The organism is Polyangium sorediatum (genome assembly GCF_029946465.1).
Lineage (GTDB): Bacteria > Myxococcota_A > Polyangia > Polyangiales > Polyangiaceae > Polyangium > Polyangium fumosum.
This window is the reverse complement of the sequence record NZ_JARZHI010000053.1, coordinates 1-18295: the sequence shown is the minus strand read 5'-3', so window position 1 is coordinate 18295 and position 18295 is coordinate 1. Positions and strand designations below refer to the sequence as shown.

The window sequence follows — 18295 nt, the reverse complement described above, 5'->3', positions numbered from 1 at the left end:
CGGTCACGGCTGCGAGGGTTCGGGGGATATTTGGCCGCTCGCCGCTCACACGACAATGAGCAATGACTATTGTCCGAACACGAATGGTTGAACCCTACTGCTGTTAGCGCGACGTATTTTGCCGCTTCGTCGGTTCGATGGCATGGCTTGAAATGTGACTTTCGCCCGTATCAACCGACCACTTTCCAGCCACCAGTGGCCATCATTGTGTCGAAGATTCTCGGGAGGATCACTGCTTGACGTTTGCTTGTAATAGTCCCCCGCAGCATCGATGATCGCAAGTGGCGATGATTTAAAATCAAAGAATGAGTCGTCTGACTCGGAATTGTTCCTGATTTCGAGGAAGGCGACGGTTCCCTTGGCGGTGAACTTCAAGGCCGTCATGCGCCACTCAAGTTGGTTGTAATTGCTACCAATCAGTTGCCAGTCGGTCGTGTAGTCTCCTGACTGGGCGGGCGCGTTCCCGGGCACCTTTGCCGGTTCATCTGCGACTTCCGATGTGCCTTTCCCCGTAGGTGGTTTGCCTGTTGGGGCGGACGATTGCGAATTGACGTTGACCTGAATAAGCCCTGACGGGTCAAACCCAGCGCAACCCGTGACAAGCGCAACCATGATCGTAAGCGCGCAACTCAGCCCTCTTGTCCTCAGAAGCGATCCCTGACGTACCATGATGCCGCCCTCCGCATGTGGGCCCATGTTACCAGGCAAACGTGTCCTGTAGTAGTTCCTTGTAAGAGGAAGATGTATTTCTTTTGTCGGTGGAGAGATGCTCACGGCACCATCTTTGCTTCCGAAAAGTGGCCCCTGCGAGTCGGCTCCGTTGTCGGCCTCGATGTTGGTGGCCGACGAGGTGGAACCTGCGAGCTGGGCGACGAGCATAAGGCTGGCGAGCACGGGGGCCTATCGAGCGCCGTGCCGCCTCGATGCCCGAAGCCGAGGAGGGCGCCGAGTACGAGGCCGGTGTCGAGCGCGGCTTCCCCTCGCTGCTCGAGGCCGGCGAGCTGGAGACGACGTCCTCGGGGGTAGGCACCCGCCCCGCGGTCGATGCCTCCGAGCAAGAGCACGCGTGAACGTGTGTGTCGCGACGAGCTTTTCGGCCGAATGATGGCCGCTCACCCCCCGCAAGCGCTGGACTCGGGGGGCGATGAACTGCGCACCGCGCAGTTCATCGAACACGCCAGGTCAAGCCCGTCGACGATCCTGCCAGCCAAGACCACGGCGCTGCGGGTTCAACCGGCCACGTGCCCCTCGCCAGCTTGAGACGCACGTCGATGGTCTTGCCACCGGCCCGTTGGAAGAACTGCGCATCGCGCAATTCTTCCACCTTCGGTCCAGGCCGTGCCTGGTTCGGGTCGAGGGGCGAACAGCCCCCGCGGGGACCGGGGCAGCGCCCCGGCGCGGCGGCTTGCGATGAGAAGACCTAAGGCCCGGGCGGCACCGGCGCCGCCGGCAGGTGGCCCTTGCGGCGGAAGATGTCCATCGCCCGGAAGCCTGACCATTCTCGGCGCTCGACGAGCAAGTCGTAGGAGCGCGACAGGTCCGGCGGCAGGTTCTTCGGGTCGAAGCAGGTGTCCTCGACGACCGCGAACTCGGCCATCGGCAGGAGCGCCGCGGCCTCTTCCTTGTTGTTCGCCGCGCGCAGGGGCTTGCCGAAGCGACGGTTGTCCGGGCCGTAGGGCAACGTGCGCAAGTCCGAGAGCTTGTACAGGCCGTTCGGGGGCGCCTTCGCCGAGCAGCTCAGGACGGCCACCGTGTCGCGGAACGGCACCTCGATCGGCTTGTCGGGCACGCCGCCGAGCACGCCCTCGTTCACGGTCTTTCGATTCGTCAGATACCGGACGAAATCCCAGAACAGGATGTCGGCCGCGATCGAGTTCATCCCGTCGGCCTTCTTGTCGGGCTGCACGAAGACGTGTGTCGCGCCGAGGTCCTTCACCATCTGGCGCACGCCTTCGGGGTTCTTCGCCGTGCCGTATTCGATCCCGTACTGGAAGAGGTACATGTCCAGGATCGTCTCGCGGTTCGTCCCGAGCTGGAAATGGTGGCTCAGGAAAATGTGCACGAGCAGGCGCGAGCCCTTTGGCATGGCGTTTCCGACGTCCTGCCAGCCCTCCTGGATGTCGAAACGATCGTCGTATTTCTTCTCGAAGCCGGCGCTCAAGAGGTCGATCGCCGATTTCAGCGGCGTCTTCACGAAGCCGTGCGTCTGGATGAAGTAGACGTCACCGCCCCAGATGAGCTGCAGGCCGACGAGCATGCCGAGGGCGCCACGCGCGGCCACGCCGAACGAGCGCCACAGGGAGATCGCGATCGCCACGGTCACCGCCGCCATGAGCGGCATCAAGCCCTGGAGATAACGATCCTGGTGGTGGATTGAATACCAGCCGAAGATCCCCACGTGGATCCAGAAGACGAGGATCCAGAGCCGCTTCGTGTTCTTCAGGAAGGGCAGGCACGCGAGCAGGAGCGTGAAGAGCGAGCCGATGACGGGGACGGTGCGGTGGAACTTGGGCCAGTCGTTCGGGCTGAAGGACCAGGTGAAGAGGGCCTGGAGCGTCTCGCGCAGGCCCTGCAGGTCCCGCGTCGGGTTCCAGAGCAGGCCCTCGGCATAACCGTACTTGAACCGATAAAGCGCCTGGTCCGAGAGCGGGTGCGCATGCAGGTATTTGCTGAAGACCGGGTAGACCGGGTCCCCATAAAAGAGGAAGTTCTTCACCCAGAGCGGCGAGGTCGCGACGAGGCCCGCCGCGGCGAGGAGGAGCGGCGAAAGCAGAGCCCGGCGGCGCAGCTCCGGCGTGGCTTTGCCGCGGAGGCTCTGGACGAGCACGACGAGGATCTTGCCGCCGACGAGCAGGAGCGGCGCCACGCCGAGCATCATGACGATCGTCTCTTTCGTGATCCCGGCGCCGCCGATGAAGAGGCCGAGGAGCACGACGAAACGCGGATCGAAGTCACGAAGGACGCGGAAGAGGCAAAGCGCGATCGGGACGGCGTACATCGCGCCGGCGTGATCGGCGCCGCCGCTGAGGGAGCTGTCGTAGAGGAAGACGCCCGGGAAGACGAAACGCGCGGCCCAGACCCAGCGCGGATCGGCCTTCGGCACGAGCCTTCGGACGAGCGCCGGGATGCCGAGGACCGTGGTCACCACGAAGATCAGGAATTCGAGGTGCGCCGAGAGGACCATCTTGTCGAAGAGGCGGCCCGGCGCGAGGAAGGCCCACGTGTAGAGGTACGAGGTGAAATGGGGGCGGGCGGAGAAGACCCAGCCTTCGGCGGCGGGATACAGGCCGCCGTGGGCGACCCAGTTCTCCGCGATCGCCATGTGCTTCCACCGCGCGTCGAACTGGACGTTGTGCGGGGTGAGCACGAGGAAATACACCATCCCGAGCCCGAGCACGCCGAAGACCGTGGCGAGCGTGGACCAGCCGAGCGCGGGGCGCGTGGGGGCCGTGCGGGCGAGGACCTTCCGCACGTGCGCGACGTGGCGGCGGAGCGGCCAGGCCACGGCGGCGAGGAGCACGAGGGGGACGGCGTAGAAGGCGGGCTTGCGATAGCCCTGCGCCGCCCCGACGAGGCACATCGTGGTCTCGAATCCGAATATGCCGAGCACGAACGAAAAGACGGCGTGTTCGAGCAGCGGCAGGCGGAGGCGGAAGACACGCTCGACGAGGACGTGGCCGATCCCGTAACTCGCGGTCCCGACGACCAACGCGCCGAGCCAGTAACCGGCGTAACGCCAGAACAGCCACTTCGGAATGGGATAATGCCGGTGGACGACCCACCCGAAGAGGGCGATCCCGGCCACGAGCATCGTCGTGGCGAGGGCCCCGCGGAGGTGGGTACGCACGACGTCGAGCGCGCGTGATCCAGCGGACGGTACAGTTGGGGCCGACTCCGACTCCATCGCCCGGGGCGGAGTACTCCCCGACCCCCCGTGAGTCAAGCCTCACGTGGGCCCGCTCCGTGGAAGATCAAGCGCAAAGGTCGCCGCTCAGCGCTTCCGCGCCCAGATCTCGAGCTTCTTCCAGGCGCCGCTGCTCCTGCGCTCGACGAGCAGCTCGAAGCTCTGGAGCAGCGCGGCGGGCTTCTGTTCGTAACATTGTTTCTCGAGGATCACGTATTCCGCAGTCGGAATCAGCCGCTCCGCGGCCTCCTTCGTGGCGGCCTCGGCCTCGGACGCTGGGAAGTCGAGCGCCTTCGGGCCATACGGCAAGACGTGCAGGTCGTTCACGCGATAGAGCCCACGCGGCGGCGCGTCCTTCGTGCAGCCGAGGATGAGGGCCGCGTCGTGGAACGGAGCCGTGATCGGCGTGTCCGTCACGCGGCCGAGGACGCCGCCCTCCAGGACGCGGCGCTCTGCGAGCCCGCTTTGCGCGAATTCCCAGAACAGGATGTCGGCCGCGATCGAGTTCGAGCCGTCGCTCTCTTTTTCGGGCGCGACGAACGCGTGCGTGACCCCGAGCGCGCGGAGGCGCTTGCGCACGCCCTCGGGGGAGCCGGCGCGGCCGTATTCGATGCCGAATTGCCAGAGGTAATTGTCGAGCACCGTGCGATGGCCCGTGCCGAGGTGGCCGTGGTGCACGTGCATGAGGTGCAGGAGCAGGCGCGAACCCGGCGGGACCTCGGCGCCGATGTTCTGGAAGCGCGCCTGGACGGCGAAACGATCCGTGTACTTCTGGTCGAACCCGCCGCTCAGGAGGTCGATCACCTGCTTCGGCGGCGATTTCGCGTGGACGTGCGTCTGGATGAAATACACGTCCCCGCCCCAGACGACCTGCAATCCCACGAGCCCGAAGAGCGCGGCCCGCGTGGGGCGGCCGAACGAGCGATAAAGCGAGAGCAGGAGCACGGCCGTGACGGCCGTCATCAGCGGGAGTTGCCCCTGGAGGTAACGGTCCTGGTGGTGGACGGAGTACCACGCGAAGATCGCCACGTGGATCCACGCGACGAGGAACCACACGCGCCGGTCCACGCGCACGAGGAGCAAGGCCGGCAGCAGGAGCGTGAAGAGCGAGCCAAAGACGGGGACGTCGCCGTGGAATTTCCCCCAGTCGTTCGGGAGAAACGAGAAGAGCCAGAGCGAGCTCGCCGTCTCGGCGAGGCCCGCGAGGTCCCGCGTCGGCGCCCACATCTTCCCTTCGAGATAGCCGTACTGGAATCGATACGCGGCGTCCTCGGAGAACGGGTGCAGGTTCAGGAAGCGATGCGAGAGGGGATAAACGGGGTCGCCATAAAAGACGAAGTTCTTGAGCCAGAGCGGCGAGGTGGCGACGAGGGCGGCGAGGCCAAAGGCGAGCGGAGCGAGGAGGGCGCGGCGGTTGTTTCGGGCCGCGCGGATCGACTGGACGAGCAGCGCGAGCGCCGGGAAGGGGACCAGCATGATCGCCACGGTCTCCTTCGTGAGCGCCGCGCCGGCCGCGAGGACGCCGAGCAGGGCGGCGCGGCGCGGATCGAAATCGCGGAGGACACGGAACGTGCAAAGCGCGATCGGGACCGCGTACATCGCCCCGAGGTGATCGGCGCCGCCGCTGACGGAGCTGTCGTAGAGCAGGACGCCCGGGAAGAGGAAACGGACGGCCCAGATCCAGCGAGGATCGGCGCCCCGGACGAGGCGCCGGACGAGCGCGGGGATGCCGACGACGGTGGTGAACAGAAAGGCCGCGAATTCGAGGTGGGCCGCGAGGACCATCCGGTCGAAGAGGCGGGCCTTGGGCAGGAGGAAGGCCCAGGTGTAGAGATACGAGCTGAAATGCGGGCGCGCCGAGAAGACCCAGCCCTCGGCCGAAGGGTGGATGCCGCCGTGGAGCACGTAATCCTCGGCGATCGCCATGTGCTTCCACCGCGCGTCGAACTGGACGTTCTGCGGGGTGAGGATGTTGAAATACAAGAGCCCGAGGCCGAGGCAGCCGAACACGAGCGCGAGGATCGCCCCTTTGCCAAGGGGCGGCGCGCGCCGCGAGGCCCGCGCGAGGACACGGCGCACGTGCGCGAGGTGGCGCGCGAGGGGCACGGAGACGGCAGCGAGCAGGCCGAGCGGGAGCACGAAAAACGTGGGCGCGCGATAAAGCTGGAGAAGGCCCGCCAGGAAGACGAGGATTTCGTAGCCGAAGATGCCGACGGCGAAGGCCGTGATGGCGTGTTCGAGGAGCGGGAGCCGGAGGCCAAAGGCGCGCCGGACGAGGACATGGCCGAGGCCGTAGGCGCCGGCGAGGACGACGAGCACGCCGAGCCACATGCCGGCGTAATGCCAGACGAGCCATTGCTGGATCGGATAGTGGGCGTGGACGACCTTGCCGAAATAGGCCATCCCGGCGAGGAGGACGAGGGCGACGGCGGCGCTGCCGAGGCGCCCGCCCGCGCGGCCCTGGATCCGAGCCTCTCCCGATTCCATGGAGGGCGAGGGCGTACCTGCCTCGGGGGACGGCGTCAAGCAGGGCTCATCGTCGATAGGGGATGACATAACCCTCGCGGCGCAAGGTGTGCGTGGCGAGGAAACGGCGCAGGAGCGAGAGCGGGGGGACGAGGCGCGTGGGGTCGTCCGCGAGGCTCCGCATCTCGCCCGGATCGGAGGTGAGGTCGTAGAGCTCGAGGGTGCGGCTTCGATCGTCGACCGTGACCTTGGTGCCGTCGCGCAGGACGAGGGCGCGCTTCATGCGGGTCTCGGCGAGGAGCGGGCGCGTGAGCGTGGGGCTCTCGCCGCGCAGGAACGGCACGAGGCTCTGGCCGAGGAAGGTGCCGGGCGTCGCGGCGCCGAAGAGGTCGAGGATCGTCGGGCCGAGGTCGACGAGCGTGACGGGCTCGTCGACGACCCGCGGCGTGAGGCCTTTGGCCTGGACGAGGACGGGGACCCGCAAGAGCTCGTCGTAGAGGGAGTTCGCGTGGCGGTACTGGCCGTGCTCGCCGAAGGCCTCGCCGTGGTCGCTCGTGACCACGAAGGCTGTGCGGTCCACGAGCGGGGAGGCCCCGACCATGCGGACGATGCGGCTGATCTCGGCGTCGACGAGGGCAAGCTCGCCGAGGTACCGATCGAGCTCGGGGCCGGAGCTGCCGGCGAGGTCGTAGGGGGCGTGCGCGTCGAGGAAATGGATGTACAGGAACAAGGGCTCGCCGCGCGTAGCCACGAGGCGGCGGAGGGTCGCATCGACGAGGTGCTTGGCGAGGGTGAAATGGTTGCCGACGGGGCGGACGAAGGTCTCTTCGGAAAACCCCCGCACGATGCCATATCGATTCACGAGCCAGGGCGCGCCGGCGAAGGTGACGGTGGTGACGCCTTTGGCGCGGAGCAGCTCGGGGAAACGCGGGGTGGGGTCGTTCTCGGGCCAGAGGCCGTGGACGTCGCCGGTCGAAGGGGTCCAGTATTGTTGCGAGAAGTAGGTGCCGGCGAAGAGCGCCGAGAGGCTGTAGACGGTCTGCGCGCCGGGCGAGCGCGCGTTGCGGAAATACACGCCTTCGCGGCGGAGGGCGGCGAGGGTGGGGAGCTTTTCGTCGTATTTCCCGGACGCGAGGAGGTCGTTCCGGAGGCAATCGATGCTGAAGAGGAAAACGACGGGGTGGGTCGGCAACACCGGGGGCGCGCTGGGCGGGACGGGCGGCGCGTCCTTGCGGTCGGTGAACCACGGGGCCATTTCGGGGGGAATGGGGGCGTCGTCGACGATCGCGTCCTCGTGGAGGGGCCCGAGGAAGGGCGGGAGCAGCGATCCGGTCGGGCTTTGCAGGGCCAGCGCGACGGTGGGGCGCGGGGCGACGACGAGCGAGGCGGCCGCGGCGAGCGAGGCGACGGCGAGGAACGGGGTGCGGAGCGGGCGCAGGCGGGCGACGAAGGGGACGAGGCGCGCGGGCAAGGCGGCGCCGGCGAGGGCGGCGGCGAAGAGGGCCGCGGCGGCGAAGGCGACGAAGAGGCGCGCGCCGGCATAATCGCCCTGGAGGAGGACGGGGTTCGCCGAGAGGAGCGCGCAGGCGGCGGCGAGGGCGAGCCAGCGGAGATAAGGGCGCGCGGCGAGGCGGCCGAGCAGGACGGCGAGCGGGACGGTGAGCGCGAGGAGGCCGACGGCGAGGACGAGCAGCGCCGGCTCGACCCAGGCCGCCTGGCCCGAGGCGTGGCGCTCGGCGGCCGTCGCGAGGTCCGAAGGCAAGACGAGGGCGCCGAGGGCGAGCGAGAGGACGACGAACACGGCGGCGGACGAACGCCTCCGCGTGTGGCCAAACCGAACGTAGAGGCCCATGAGGCCAGCCCCGGCGAGGCCGAGGGCGAGGAAATGGCCGGTGTCGAAGGCGTGGTGCAGGACGCGCGTGAGGAGGCGCGGCGGCAGGCGGAAGGACCGCGCGATGGTGATCGCATTCGTGATGGCCGCGGTGATCCAGGCGAGGAGGATCGCGTCGGGGCCGGAGACGGAGAGGCGAGGGGGAGTCGGTTCGTTCACTTCACCGGGCCCAGAGAACGCCGATGTCGATTTCAATGGCCTCGAAAGGTTCGAGCCGCGCACGGATATCACCTTCGTACGTGTCGAGGTGTGACCAGCGTTCATTGACGAGCCGGAACATCTCGACCATTTGCGCGGCAGGATCGACGAACCACAGGTACTCGACCCCCTCGCGCCGATACATGCGCATCTTCTTCCCCCGGTCGATCGCTTGCGTGCTGGGGGAGATGACCTCGCAGACCCAGTCGGGCGGGAGCGTCAGTGCCGGCACGTCCGGCAGCTCGGGCATCCGCGCCCGGCGCCACCCCGCGAGATCCGGCACGAGCTTGTCCGGCCGCGGGCCGAGGTGCAGCTCCGGCTCGTACAGAATGACCCAGCCCCCCGGCCCATCGCCGCGCGGGCGGAAGGGACCAAGCGAAGAGGTGAGTTGTGTCGCGGCCAGGCTGTGCGTGGACCGCGGCCGCGGCTGCACGTGCAGCTCGCCGTCGAGGATCTCCGCGATCTGCCCCTCCGGCACCGCCTCGAACGCCGCCTCGACTTCGGGCGTGTTCCGCTCCTCTTCGTCCTGCTTGCGCGCCGGAAACGCGTTCATGCCTGGATCCTACCACATCCCGCACGGGCGGTCAGCGCTCCGCCCCCGCCGTGCTCCGCGCGTCGGGTTTGTCTCCGAGCGGCGGCGGCGCCAAATACCACCCGACAAACCCCATCGCCGCCACGCCCACGTAGATCACGAGGAACACCACGAGCCCGTAGATCAAGCCCGCGTCCCCGGGGTGGCCGAGCGCCGGGAAGACCTCCGAAAAGAAGAGCTCGCGCACGCCGAGGCCCGAGACCGAGATCGGCAGGAGGCCGAGCAAGCTCGCCACCGCGAGCAGGCAGACGACGTCGTAAAAGGCCAGGTCGAGGTGCAGCGATTGCGCGATCAAATAGCCCTGGAGGTAATTGACGCCGAATGCGAGGAGCGTGAGCACGACCGCGGACGCGAGGTGCCGCGGGCGCTGGGCGCGCAGGGCCAAAAGAAAACGATCAAATCCCTCGCCCGTGGGGTCGCCGGGCATTTTCTTGTAAAGCGCCCGCATCGCCGTCTGCGCGAACGAGGGGACGAAGAGGACGAGCGGGCCGAGCGCCGCGAGCAGCACGCCGGCCCACGTGAAGAGCGCGAGATCCCCGACGACGACGGAGCTCCATCGCGCGACGCCCACCGCCACGAACGCGACGAGCACGTAGAGGTCGCAGAGCCGGTCGACCACGACGACCGCGATCCCTTCGGAATAAGGCATCCCGAGGTCGTGGCGGAAGTACTGCGCGCGGAGGACGTCGCCCACGCGGCCCGGCGTGAACATGCCGACGAAGACCGACGAGAGGAAGCCGAGCCAGGCGCGCTTGCGCGGGTAGTCGTAGCCGCGCGCCGAGAGCAGGACGTCGGAGCGGACGATCTTGAGCCAGTAGCTCGCCGCGTTCAGCGCAAAAGCGAGGCCGAGCGGCAGGAGCGACGCCGAGGCGAGCGCATCCCACGCCGCGCGCGTGTCGCGCATGCGCAGGAGCACGACCACGAGCAGGACCGGGCCCACGAGGCGCACGGCGAGCCGCACGAGCGAGCGCGGCGCGGCTTGTTTCGTGGGCTCGTTCGGGGAGGGGTCGCTCACGGGCGCCTCGGTTTCTCGCACGAAGCGGCGCCTGTCAAGGCTACCGGAGCGAGTCCGTGATCACCTTGAAGCGGCGCTCCGCCATGATCGTGTCGTCGTCCGAGCGCTGGATCAGCACGGAGATGATGAGCTTGTTCTTGCGCAGGACGTAGATCTCGGTCTGCATCGACTCCTTCGCGAGCGTGAACTCGAGCCGCGTCCCCTCGACGTTCTCGCCCCGCAGGCGCCTGTGCACGCTGCTGCCGCTGCCCGGGTGAAACTGGCCGCCGCGCGAGCGCATCTCCTTCTCGATCCCATCCACGAGCGACTGGCTCAGCGTCGCGGGGTCGACGTCCACCGTATAGACCTGGATCATCAGGAACGTCGAATCGGCCGCCTCGACGGTGATGCTCGAGACGCCCGTGGAGCGCTCCTCCTCCAGGGTCATTTCTTTCGGATAACGGAAGGAGATCCCGTTCCCCTCGTATTGCAGGACCTGCTTCGAGCGGATCGTGGCCTCGATACGCTCGCCGCCGATCTGCACCTCGAAAGGTTTGCCGTCGGCCACGGAGTAGACCTTGCCCCCGATCAAAAGCTCGAACTGATCGCCGGGGCTCGCGACGTCCGGTCCGACAGGCTCGCCGCTCGGCTCCGTCGCCGCGACGGAGACCGTGGGCGACGCGCCGGCCGCGCTCTCCGCAGGCTTCGCAGGCGCGCAGGCGGCGACGAAGAGGCCGAGGAGGGTCACAATGGCAGGACGCGCGTTTGCCCACATCGGTCCCTACTGACCTTTTTTCCGCGCAGGCGTCAAGTATCGAGTACGCTCGCGCGCGTTCATGCGCGAGGCCGAAGCGAGGCGATTCATCGAGGAAAACACGGCGTCGTGCGCGCCGCCGCTGCTGCCCGAGATCCGGCTCCGGCTCGCGACGGAGGTGACGCCGCTCTGGCGCGCCACGGAGGCATTTCTCCGGACGCACGGGATCGAGCCGCCTTTCTGGGCGTTCGCCTGGGCCGGCGGGCAAGCGATCGCGCGGCTCGTGCTCGATCGGCCGGAGCTCGTGCGTGGCAAGGTCGTGCTCGATCTCGCGTCGGGTTCGGGGCTTTGCGCGATCGCAGCGGCGCGCGCGGGGGCGCGGCGGGTGGTCGCGGTGGACACGGATTCGCTGGCCGCCGTGGCGATCACGAGGAACGCGGAGGACGGGGGGGTCGCCGTGGAGGCGCACGTCGAGGACCTGCTGGGTGGGGCGGGTTTGCCCGCCTGGGCCGAGGGGGCGGAGGTGGTGCTCGCGGGGGACGTTTGTTACGACGCGGTGATGACACGCGTCGTGTTCCCGTGGCTCCGCGCGCGGGCAGGCGAGGGGCGGACGGTGCTGCTCGGGGATCCGGGGCGCGCGTATCTGCCGAACCAGGGGATCGAGGAGATCACGCGGTATCGGGTTCCCGTGATCGACGACGTGGAGGGGACGGCGGAAAAATGGGGCGTCGTGTACCGCGTGGCGCTTGCGGGGGGTGGGGCGTCCGTGGCTTGATGGGGCCGTGCAGCTCGACAAACAAGCCCTCCTGAAGGAGCTTCGCGCGCGGCTTTCGGAGGAGCTCGCCACGATGGCGCGGATCGCGTCGGAGGCGGCCGCGGCCGCGTCCCACGAGGAAAACAAGCCCGAGAACGACAAGGACATGCGCTCGACCGAGGCGTCCTACATCGCGCGCGGCCAGGCCGAGCGAGCGCGGGAGCTCGAACGGTCGCTCGCGCTCCTCGGCGCGATCTATGTGCGCGCATTTGCAGACGGGGACGGGATCGCCGCGACGGCGCTCGTGACCTTGGTGCACCGGGGCGCGAAGCTCGTTTGCTTCGTGCTCCCCGCGGCGGGCGGGCAACGCGTGAAGGTGGGCGGGACCGAGGTGCAGGTGGTGACGCCGACGAGCCCGCTCGGCGCGGCGTTGATGGGTTTGTCGGAGGGGGATGAAGCGGAGGTGCCGACGCCGCAGGGGACGAAGGTGTACGAGGTGGAGAGCGTCGTTTAGTTGGCGGACGATCTCCTGGACCTTCGCGTCGCTGATGAGCGCGTCACCCCGATCGCTTCATTCGAGGTTCACAGGCAGGTATGGGCGAGGCAATCCTGACCGGCGGGGCAGGGATAACTCGGCCCGCACACGATCGGATCGAGGCACCCAGGGATCGGCGCGTTGCACGTCCACGGCTCGACGCAATCCGCGATGGTCTTTTGCTCCACGTCCGAAGCCTCGCTACAGTCATTCGTGCACTGGGCGCCGTCCGCGGCGTCCAGGAGCCCGCATTGTAGCATCTTCTTGCAGGCGTCTTGGCACCTCGCCAGGTTATTGCCGCCGCCGCCTCCGCTGCTGCTCGAGCTCGCGCTCGAGCTCGACGTGGTGGTCATGTTGTTCTGGCACGCCCCCGTGGTCTCCCCCGCCGCCTTTTGGCACGTCTGGTCCGAGGCGCAGTTCACGTTCGAGAGGCACCCGGCCTTGCAATCGGAGAACGCCGCGTCCGCGCAATATTGGCCTGGCTGACACGACTTCGCGACCATGTCGGGGAAATTGCCGCACGACGTGAAGCCCTGCTCGGGACCCGCGCCGCCGGTGGGCCCGGGGTCAGCGTCGCCCTCCCCCCCACAGGCCACGAACGCAACGAGGAGCGTCGACAAGAGCACACCAAAAACAAGCGACGAAGAGCGGACCATCAAGACCTCCTGAGCGCCATCCATCCGTGGCGTCGTACCGAAGATGCTCGGGGGATCCGTTCGTCGCAGACATTCTGCATGCCCCCCCGAATTTCGTCGGCCGGCGCCAGATGTAGGCGGGGATGCCGCCGCAGGCCGCTCCGCGTTGCCCAACGAGCACGCGACGCGGAGGGCCTACGGACGCTGGAGGAGCGTGGCCTCAGAAACGGTGGAGGTAGACCTAGGGGCGGGGAGGCGTTTCTCCCGGCGCGGGGTGGTACGATTGTCCGTCGAAGTGGAGGTCGGTGACGATCGCCTCGAATTCGCCCGCTCGTGAGATGTGCTGGATCAGGCGATAGCCATTCGCCGTCTCGGTGTCGGTGACCTTCAGATCGAAGGCGTATTCGGGACCCCATACGGGGAGGTATTCCCCCTCGCCGCAGCCGAGGTAGACGCCGCTCATGCATTCATGCGTGCTGCCCATGGTATCGTTGAAGGAGAGGATGAGGTCGGGGAAGCGGTCGCCGTTCAGCGAGCCCTCGAAATGAATCGACTTCTGCCCCATGCCGGGATCCGGGGTCAGCGTGATGCCGTTCTCCGGCTCGGACACGCGCTCGATCCGCACGAGCTCGGCGACACGCGTGCACGGCGCGGGATCCCGAAGCGGCTCGGCGACGAGCGCCCCGGTGGAGGAAAACGAGGCGCGCGCCGTCGCGACGTGGACGGCCGGCCTCTCCGGGGGCGGTGCGCCGCCGCAAGCGACGAGCGCGAGGAGCAGGGAGGGACGCATGCGCAAGGTTACTCCGCGGCGCCCTTCTTTTCGAGGTGGTCGCCGTACAACTCGCGGAGCTTCGTCTTCAGGAACTTGCCGGTCGAGGTGCGCGGGATCTGGGCCATGAAGACATAATCGTCCGGGAGCCAGAACTTCGCAAACTTCGACTCGATGTGGGCATTGAGCTCGTCCCTCGTGGCGGCCTTGCCCTCCTTGAGCACGATCGCCGCGAGCGGGCGCTCGGTCCATTTCGGGTGCCGCGCCGCGAAGACGGCCGCTTCGAGCACGGCCGGGTGGCTCATGAGCGCATTCTCCAGCGCGACCGAGCTGATCCACTCGCCGCCTGATTTGATGACGTCCTTCGATCGATCCGTGATGCGGAGATACCCCTCGCGGTCGATCGTGACGACGTCGCCCGTCTTGAACCAGCCATCCGTCGTGAACCTGTCGGGGCCCTCGCCGCCGAAATACGAGGAGGCGACCCAGGGCCCGCGCACCTCGAGCTCGCCCATGGTCTCGCCGTCCCACGGGAGAATCGTGCCGTCTTCGCCGACGTGCCGCTGCTCGACGAACGGCACGGCATACCCCTGCGACGCTTTACACCCGAGCTTCGTGGCCTCGTCGCGGTCGGACAAAGCGTGTTTGACGCGCGCGAGCGTGCCGACGGGGTTCGTCTCGGTCATTCCCCAGGCGTGGGTGACGTCGATGCCGTGCCGCGACTTGAAGCCGTCGATGAGCGCCGGGGGCGCGGCCGAGCCGCCGATGACCGTGGAGCGAATCGCGGAGAGGTCCCACTTGCCGGGGTGTTGATCGAGGAGCTGGAGGATGCCGAGCCATATCGTGGGCACGCCGGCGGCGATCGTGACCTTTTCGGCGGCGATGAGGTCGAGCAGGCTGGGCGGGTCGAGGTGCGGGCCGGGGAAGACGATCTTGGAGCCGGCCATGACGGCCGCATACGGCAGGCCCCAGGCGGCGGCGTGGAACATCGGGACGACGGGCAGGACGGCGTCGGCTTCGCGGACGCCGAGGGTATCGGCGTTGCACACGACGAGCGTGTGAAGGACGGTCGAGCGATGGCTGTAGACGACGCCCTTGGGGTTGCCCGTGGTGCCCGAGGTGTAACAGATCATCGCGGCGCTGCGCTCGTCGAGCGAGGGCCAGGGATATTCGTCCTTTTCGGGGGCGATGAGCTCTTCGTAATCGATTTCGGTGCTCGTGGGTTCGCCCTGCGCGGGGCAGTCGGGGACGACGATGACGTGGCGGACCGAGCGGACCTGGTCGGCGAACTTGCGCCAGAGCGGCAGGAGGGAACGGTCGACGACGACGACCTTGTCCTCGGCATGATTGGCGATGTAGCCGAGCTCGTTCGGGTGGAGGCGGAGGTTCAAGGTGTGGACGACGGCGCCCATGGCCGGCGCGCCGAGGTAGACCTCGAGGTGGCGCTGATGATTCCACGAGAGCGTGGCGACCCGATCGCCCGGCCGAACCCCGAGGCGATGGAGGGCGCCGGCGAGTTTTGCCGTGCGGCGGTAGAAGTCGCCGTACGTGCTGCGGACGAGGGTCTTGTCCGGGAGGCGCGAGACGATCTCGTTGCGACCGAAGAAGGTGCGCGCGCGTTCGAGGAAATGCGTGAGGGTGAGGGGAAAGTCCATCATGCGTCCGGCAAGCATCGGTCGCCTCCTCTCGAGGATGGGGAGCGGGCGGGGGCGATGGTAGCCGGGATGCGGACGAAAACGGAAGGGGTCGCGGCGGCTCAGCGCGAATCGTAGCCGAGCGTGAGCATGGGGATGAGGGAGACGCCGAGCGTGTTCTCCCGGACGGACACGCCCGCGGAGCCGTTTGGCCCGTCCGCGCGTGTGGTCACGAAAAGCGCGCTCGGGTGGAAGAGCATGAGCGCGTCGATGCCGATATTGAAGCCGCCGCGGCGGCGCGAGGGGCCGCTCGGGTTCGCCGTGGAGAGGCCAAAACGAAGGTTGAGGCCCGGCTTGAAGCCGGCGGAGGCGATTTCGGTGACCTCGGCGACGCCGTCGAGGCTGACCCCGGTGGTGATGCCGCCGAGGGCGCCGCGCGCGAGGACGGGGCCGCCGCCGACGTAGAATCGGTTGCCGAAAATGGCCTCGGCAATGGCGCCGACGTACCAGTACGAGATGGCCGAGACGCCCACGTTGATGCCGTCGAATCCGACATCGGCGCTGAACCCGAAGCCGCCGGTGCCGCCGATGGCGGCGTACGCGCTGAAGACGTTCGAGACCTGGTAGCCGATGCGGCCCTCGCCGCCGATGGTGAACATCGATTGCGGGACGTGCCACCCGAGGTTGCCGGAGACACCCCAGCGAACGCGGCCGCCCGGATCCTCGGGGGTTTCTTCGTTCGGTTCGGTCTTGGGGGGCGCAGCGGGCGCGGCGGGCGCGGCGGGCGCGGCGGGGGGCGCGGCGGTGTCGGCCGGGGGCGCGGTGGTGTCGGCCGGCGGCGGAGGCGGGGGCGCGGCGGTGTCGCCGGTCGGGCCTTGCGCGAGCGCAGGGGAGGCGAGGAGGGAGGCGAAGGCCGTGAGGAGCAGGGTTCGTTTAAGCATGAGCCTCGATGGGGAGGGAATCGTGGGGGCCTCATGACCCGAGACGTTCCCAATCGTGAACGAATACCATCGCCGCGAGGCCGAAGGCAACGGCTTCGACGAAGCTATCTCGTTGAGAAAGCTCGATTTTTGTTGAGCTTCGCCGTGAATATTCGTGCGGGTTTCACGTCGGCGCCTTGCGCGTGGAAAGCGTACGACGGTTCGCACGGGGGCGAACGAGGATTCCCATTTTGGGGGGATGGAACTCGAATCGTGACGACGCCTTTCAAGGCATCTGCGTGAGTTCGACGGTCTGCTCGACGATGTCGCCGCAGACGCAGCAGCCCTCGCCCTGCGGCTCGGGCAATACGATGGAGACCGTTTTCGCGGCATACCCCGTCGCGGAGACCTGCACCGAATAGGTGCCGCCGGGGACATTGCAGACGTGGTCCGGGCCATTCGAGGGGCAGAGTTCGTTGCCAATGGCAACCTTGGCCCCGACGAGCGGCTGTTTCGTGGTCGCGTCGACGACGGTCACGACGATGCCGCCTTGCAGGCAAGTGCAATCGATTTCGCCGCATTCGTCGCAGCCGGCGAGGGCGAGCAAGGAGAGGAGGGTGGCGGAGGCGAGGAGGGGGCGGAGCATGTGGGGGATGCTACCCGAGCTTCGTCGACGGTTGGGGCCGTCAGGTGGGGTTGCGGCGCTGGCAGAGGAGGTGGCGGCGGTTGTAAGCGCCCGGCCAACTACATCTTGGAGCCCCCGCGCCAGCCGTTCACCCTGCCCTCAACGCGTCTGGAGGACGGATGGCACGGAGGACGGCGAAGCAGTGGGCTCGGCTGGTCGCGCGCTGGAAGCGCAGCGGCCTGCGTGCGGGGGAGTTTGGCGCGAAGGTAGGGGTCGACGCGCACAGCCTGCATTGGTGGAGCTGGTCGCTGCGTAAACGCGAAGCAATCGAGGACGCGCCGACCGCGCCCACCGAGTCGGTTCCGGCATTCCTGCCCGTTCACCTCGTCGAAGCCGTGTTGCCCCGTGAGCAGGCCGCGCCTCTGGCCCGTGGCGGCGTGGAGATCGTTGTCGACGAGCGACACGCGGTGCGCGTCAGCCCGGGATTCGACGAGGAAACGCTGCTGCGCGTCCTCGGCTTGCTGCGTGATTCGGAGCCGCGCTGATGTTCACGCTCCCGCCCGCGTTGCGTATCTACGTGGCCACGACGCCCGCGGACATGCGTAAGAGCTTCGATGGCCTGTCGGCTGCCGTGGCGCAGATCATCGGCCAGGATCCCACCTCGGGCCACCTCTTCGTGTTCCGGAATCGTCGCGGGGATCAGATCCGCGTGCTGTTCTGGGACCGCACCGGCTATTGCATCATCGCCAAGAGGCTCGCACGTGGACGCTTCCACCTCCCCATGCCTGCGTCGCCTGCGGTCCGCCACCTCGAGGTTGACGCCGCCGAGCTGGGCCTGCTCCTCGAAGGCATCGATCTGAGCGACGCCCAGCGCCGCAAGCGGTTTCGGCTCCTCCCGCAGCCGCGGCAACACGCGTGAGGGCTCGTCCTCCGTAGCCGCCGTAGGTTCGCCCGAGTCTCCGTTGGCAAACCAGGGTGCGACGTTTTCGCTTGATATTCAGGCGCGCGAGGCATACAGAGCGCGTATGACCTCCCCGCGGACAAACGCTCCCCAGGACCTCGCCCACGTGCGCTCGAAGCTCCTGTCGATGGCCGAGGAGGGGCGGGTCGACGAGCTCGTCGAGGTCGTCATGGGCCTTTTGGCCCGGGTGCGGGATGAAAACACGGCCCTCGCGGCGAGGCTGCAGAATGCGCTCCGGATGCTCTACGGGCGCCGCACCGAGAAGGTCAGCGCGGAGCAGCTCACGTTGATGCTCGATGCGCTCGGCAAGGACACGCCGGAAGGGGCGCGCGATGCAATCGGGGATGAGCCTCCGCCGGAGAAGACGAATCCCGAGCCGAAGCGCCCGCCGCCCCACAAGGGTCGCACTGCGCTGCCCGCGCATCTTCCGCGCAAGCAGAAGGTCGTCCGCGTGCCGGAAGCCGAGCGCAAGTGCGCCGACTGCGGCACCGAAAAGACCTGCATCGGGCACATCCGGAGCGAGATCCTCGACTTCATTCCGGCGCAGTTCGTGGTGGTCGAGGAGGATCGGGAAAAGCGCGCTTGCCCCGCGTGCCAGGCGGGCGTGGTCGCCGCGCCGAGCGAAAAGGTCATGGAGCGAGGTCGCCCCGGGCCGGGCCTTCT

Annotated in this window: 18 protein-coding genes; 6 read left to right on the top strand and 12 right to left on the bottom strand. The window is 67.9% G+C overall.

The features are described from left to right. Positions 1 to 66: 66 nt before the first annotated feature. Positions 67 to 894 carry a hypothetical protein gene (locus tag QHF89_RS36870; RefSeq protein ID WP_136972147.1) on the bottom strand — a complete coding sequence of 276 codons (828 nt, stop codon included), beginning with the start codon at positions 892 to 894 and terminating at the stop codon, positions 67 to 69. Positions 895 to 923: 29 nt separating this feature from the next. Between QHF89_RS36870 and QHF89_RS36865 the strand changes: the two genes are divergently transcribed. Then, positions 924 to 1070 (top strand): hypothetical protein, encoded by a 147-nt coding sequence (locus QHF89_RS36865; RefSeq protein ID WP_284721403.1) that lies wholly within the window; start codon positions 924 to 926, stop codon positions 1068 to 1070. Between the two features lie 350 nt (positions 1071 to 1420). Here the strand turns inward: QHF89_RS36865 and QHF89_RS36860 are convergent, their stop codons facing one another. The 6 genes from QHF89_RS36860 to QHF89_RS36835 form a co-directional block, all read right to left on the bottom strand. Next, positions 1421 to 3847 carry a hypothetical protein gene (locus QHF89_RS36860; RefSeq protein ID WP_136972146.1) on the bottom strand — a complete coding sequence of 809 codons (2427 nt, stop codon included), beginning with the start codon at positions 3845 to 3847 and terminating at the stop codon, positions 1421 to 1423. Between the two features lie 144 nt (positions 3848 to 3991). Continuing rightward, positions 3992 to 6391: a hypothetical protein gene (locus QHF89_RS36855; protein ID WP_136972145.1), complete on the bottom strand. Its 2400-nt coding sequence runs from the start codon at positions 6389 to 6391 to the stop codon at positions 3992 to 3994. A gap of 46 nt (positions 6392 to 6437) precedes the next feature. Further along, positions 6438 to 8420 carry a sulfatase gene (locus QHF89_RS36850; protein WP_136972144.1) on the bottom strand — a complete coding sequence of 661 codons (1983 nt, stop codon included), beginning with the start codon at positions 8418 to 8420 and terminating at the stop codon, positions 6438 to 6440. A 1-nt stretch (position 8421) separates the two neighbouring features. Then, the gene (locus QHF89_RS36845) at positions 8422 to 9012 is read right to left on the bottom strand and encodes a Uma2 family endonuclease (protein ID WP_136972143.1); all 591 of its coding nucleotides are present in this window, start codon (positions 9010 to 9012) and stop codon (positions 8422 to 8424) included. A gap of 31 nt (positions 9013 to 9043) precedes the next feature. After that, entirely contained in the window at positions 9044 to 10066 is a 1023-nt protein-coding gene (locus QHF89_RS36840) for a lysylphosphatidylglycerol synthase transmembrane domain-containing protein (RefSeq protein ID WP_284721402.1), read from the bottom strand. A gap of 40 nt (positions 10067 to 10106) precedes the next feature. Continuing rightward, positions 10107 to 10793 carry a hypothetical protein gene (locus QHF89_RS36835; protein WP_284721401.1) on the bottom strand — a complete coding sequence of 229 codons (687 nt, stop codon included), beginning with the start codon at positions 10791 to 10793 and terminating at the stop codon, positions 10107 to 10109. 88 nt (positions 10794 to 10881) lie between these two features. Here QHF89_RS36835 and QHF89_RS36830 point away from each other — a divergent pair, with 88 nt between their 5' ends. Further along, the gene (locus tag QHF89_RS36830; RefSeq protein WP_136972141.1) at positions 10882 to 11574 is read left to right on the top strand and encodes a class I SAM-dependent methyltransferase; all 693 of its coding nucleotides are present in this window, start codon (positions 10882 to 10884) and stop codon (positions 11572 to 11574) included. A gap of 7 nt (positions 11575 to 11581) precedes the next feature. Beyond that, positions 11582 to 12067, top strand: a complete 486-nt coding sequence (locus QHF89_RS36825; RefSeq protein ID WP_284721400.1) for a GreA/GreB family elongation factor — start codon at positions 11582 to 11584, stop codon at positions 12065 to 12067. Between the two features lie 68 nt (positions 12068 to 12135). On the opposite strand, the gene QHF89_RS36820 is transcribed toward QHF89_RS36825, so the two are convergent. From QHF89_RS36820 to QHF89_RS36800, 5 genes are all read right to left on the bottom strand, one after another. Continuing rightward, a complete protein-coding gene (locus QHF89_RS36820; RefSeq protein ID WP_136972140.1) occupies positions 12136 to 12744 on the bottom strand; it encodes a hypothetical protein in 609 nt (202 codons plus the stop codon). A 220-nt stretch (positions 12745 to 12964) separates the two neighbouring features. Continuing rightward, complete coding sequence (locus QHF89_RS36815; protein WP_136972139.1) at positions 12965 to 13513, bottom strand: hypothetical protein; 549 nt, start codon at positions 13511 to 13513, stop codon at positions 12965 to 12967. An 8-nt stretch (positions 13514 to 13521) separates the two neighbouring features. Next, complete coding sequence (locus tag QHF89_RS36810) at positions 13522 to 15165, bottom strand: long-chain fatty acid--CoA ligase (protein WP_136972138.1); 1644 nt, start codon at positions 15163 to 15165, stop codon at positions 13522 to 13524. An 83-nt stretch (positions 15166 to 15248) separates the two neighbouring features. Continuing rightward, on the bottom strand, positions 15249 to 16067 hold the full coding sequence (locus tag QHF89_RS36805) for a hypothetical protein (protein ID WP_136972137.1): 819 nt from the start codon (positions 16065 to 16067) through the stop codon (positions 15249 to 15251). 265 nt (positions 16068 to 16332) lie between these two features. Continuing rightward, positions 16333 to 16692: a carboxypeptidase-like regulatory domain-containing protein gene (locus QHF89_RS36800; RefSeq protein WP_136972136.1), complete on the bottom strand. Its 360-nt coding sequence runs from the start codon at positions 16690 to 16692 to the stop codon at positions 16333 to 16335. Between the two features lie 158 nt (positions 16693 to 16850). Here QHF89_RS36800 and tnpA point away from each other — a divergent pair, with 158 nt between their 5' ends. From tnpA to QHF89_RS36785, 3 genes are all read left to right on the top strand, one after another. Then, positions 16851 to 17216, top strand: coding sequence for an IS66 family insertion sequence element accessory protein TnpA (gene tnpA / locus QHF89_RS36795; protein ID WP_284721399.1), 366 nt, complete (start codon positions 16851 to 16853; stop codon positions 17214 to 17216). After that, entirely contained in the window at positions 17216 to 17590 is a 375-nt protein-coding gene (tnpB, locus tag QHF89_RS36790) for an IS66 family insertion sequence element accessory protein TnpB (RefSeq protein ID WP_136936357.1), read from the top strand. Before tnpA ends, tnpB begins: the two co-directional genes overlap by 1 nt. Positions 17591 to 17738: 148 nt before the next feature. Then, a partial coding sequence (locus tag QHF89_RS36785) for an IS66 family transposase zinc-finger binding domain-containing protein (RefSeq protein ID WP_284721398.1) occupies positions 17739 to 18295 on the top strand: 557 nt, incomplete at its 3' end.

Excerpts from the sequence above, each read along its gene's own strand:
- QHF89_RS36865 (WP_284721403.1), top strand. The coding sequence starts at position 924 with ATGCCCGAAGCCGAGGAGGGCGCCGAGTACGAGGCCGGTGTCGAGCGC.
- QHF89_RS36855 (WP_136972145.1), bottom strand. The coding sequence starts at position 6,391 with ATGGAATCGGGAGAGGCTCGGATCCAGGGCCGCGCGGGCGGGCGCCTC.
- QHF89_RS36845 (WP_136972143.1), bottom strand. The coding sequence starts at position 9,012 with ATGAACGCGTTTCCGGCGCGCAAGCAGGACGAAGAGGAGCGGAACACG.
- QHF89_RS36830 (WP_136972141.1), top strand. The coding sequence starts at position 10,882 with ATGCGCGAGGCCGAAGCGAGGCGATTCATCGAGGAAAACACGGCGTCG.
- QHF89_RS36820 (WP_136972140.1), bottom strand. The coding sequence starts at position 12,744 with ATGGTCCGCTCTTCGTCGCTTGTTTTTGGTGTGCTCTTGTCGACGCTC.
- QHF89_RS36815 (WP_136972139.1), bottom strand. The coding sequence starts at position 13,513 with ATGCGTCCCTCCCTGCTCCTCGCGCTCGTCGCTTGCGGCGGCGCACCG.
- QHF89_RS36810 (WP_136972138.1), bottom strand. The coding sequence starts at position 15,165 with ATGCTTGCCGGACGCATGATGGACTTTCCCCTCACCCTCACGCATTTC.
- QHF89_RS36805 (WP_136972137.1), bottom strand. The coding sequence starts at position 16,067 with ATGCTTAAACGAACCCTGCTCCTCACGGCCTTCGCCTCCCTCCTCGCC.
- QHF89_RS36800 (WP_136972136.1), bottom strand. The coding sequence starts at position 16,692 with ATGCTCCGCCCCCTCCTCGCCTCCGCCACCCTCCTCTCCTTGCTCGCC.
- tnpA (WP_284721399.1), top strand. The coding sequence starts at position 16,851 with ATGGCACGGAGGACGGCGAAGCAGTGGGCTCGGCTGGTCGCGCGCTGG.
- tnpB (WP_136936357.1), top strand. The coding sequence starts at position 17,216 with ATGTTCACGCTCCCGCCCGCGTTGCGTATCTACGTGGCCACGACGCCC.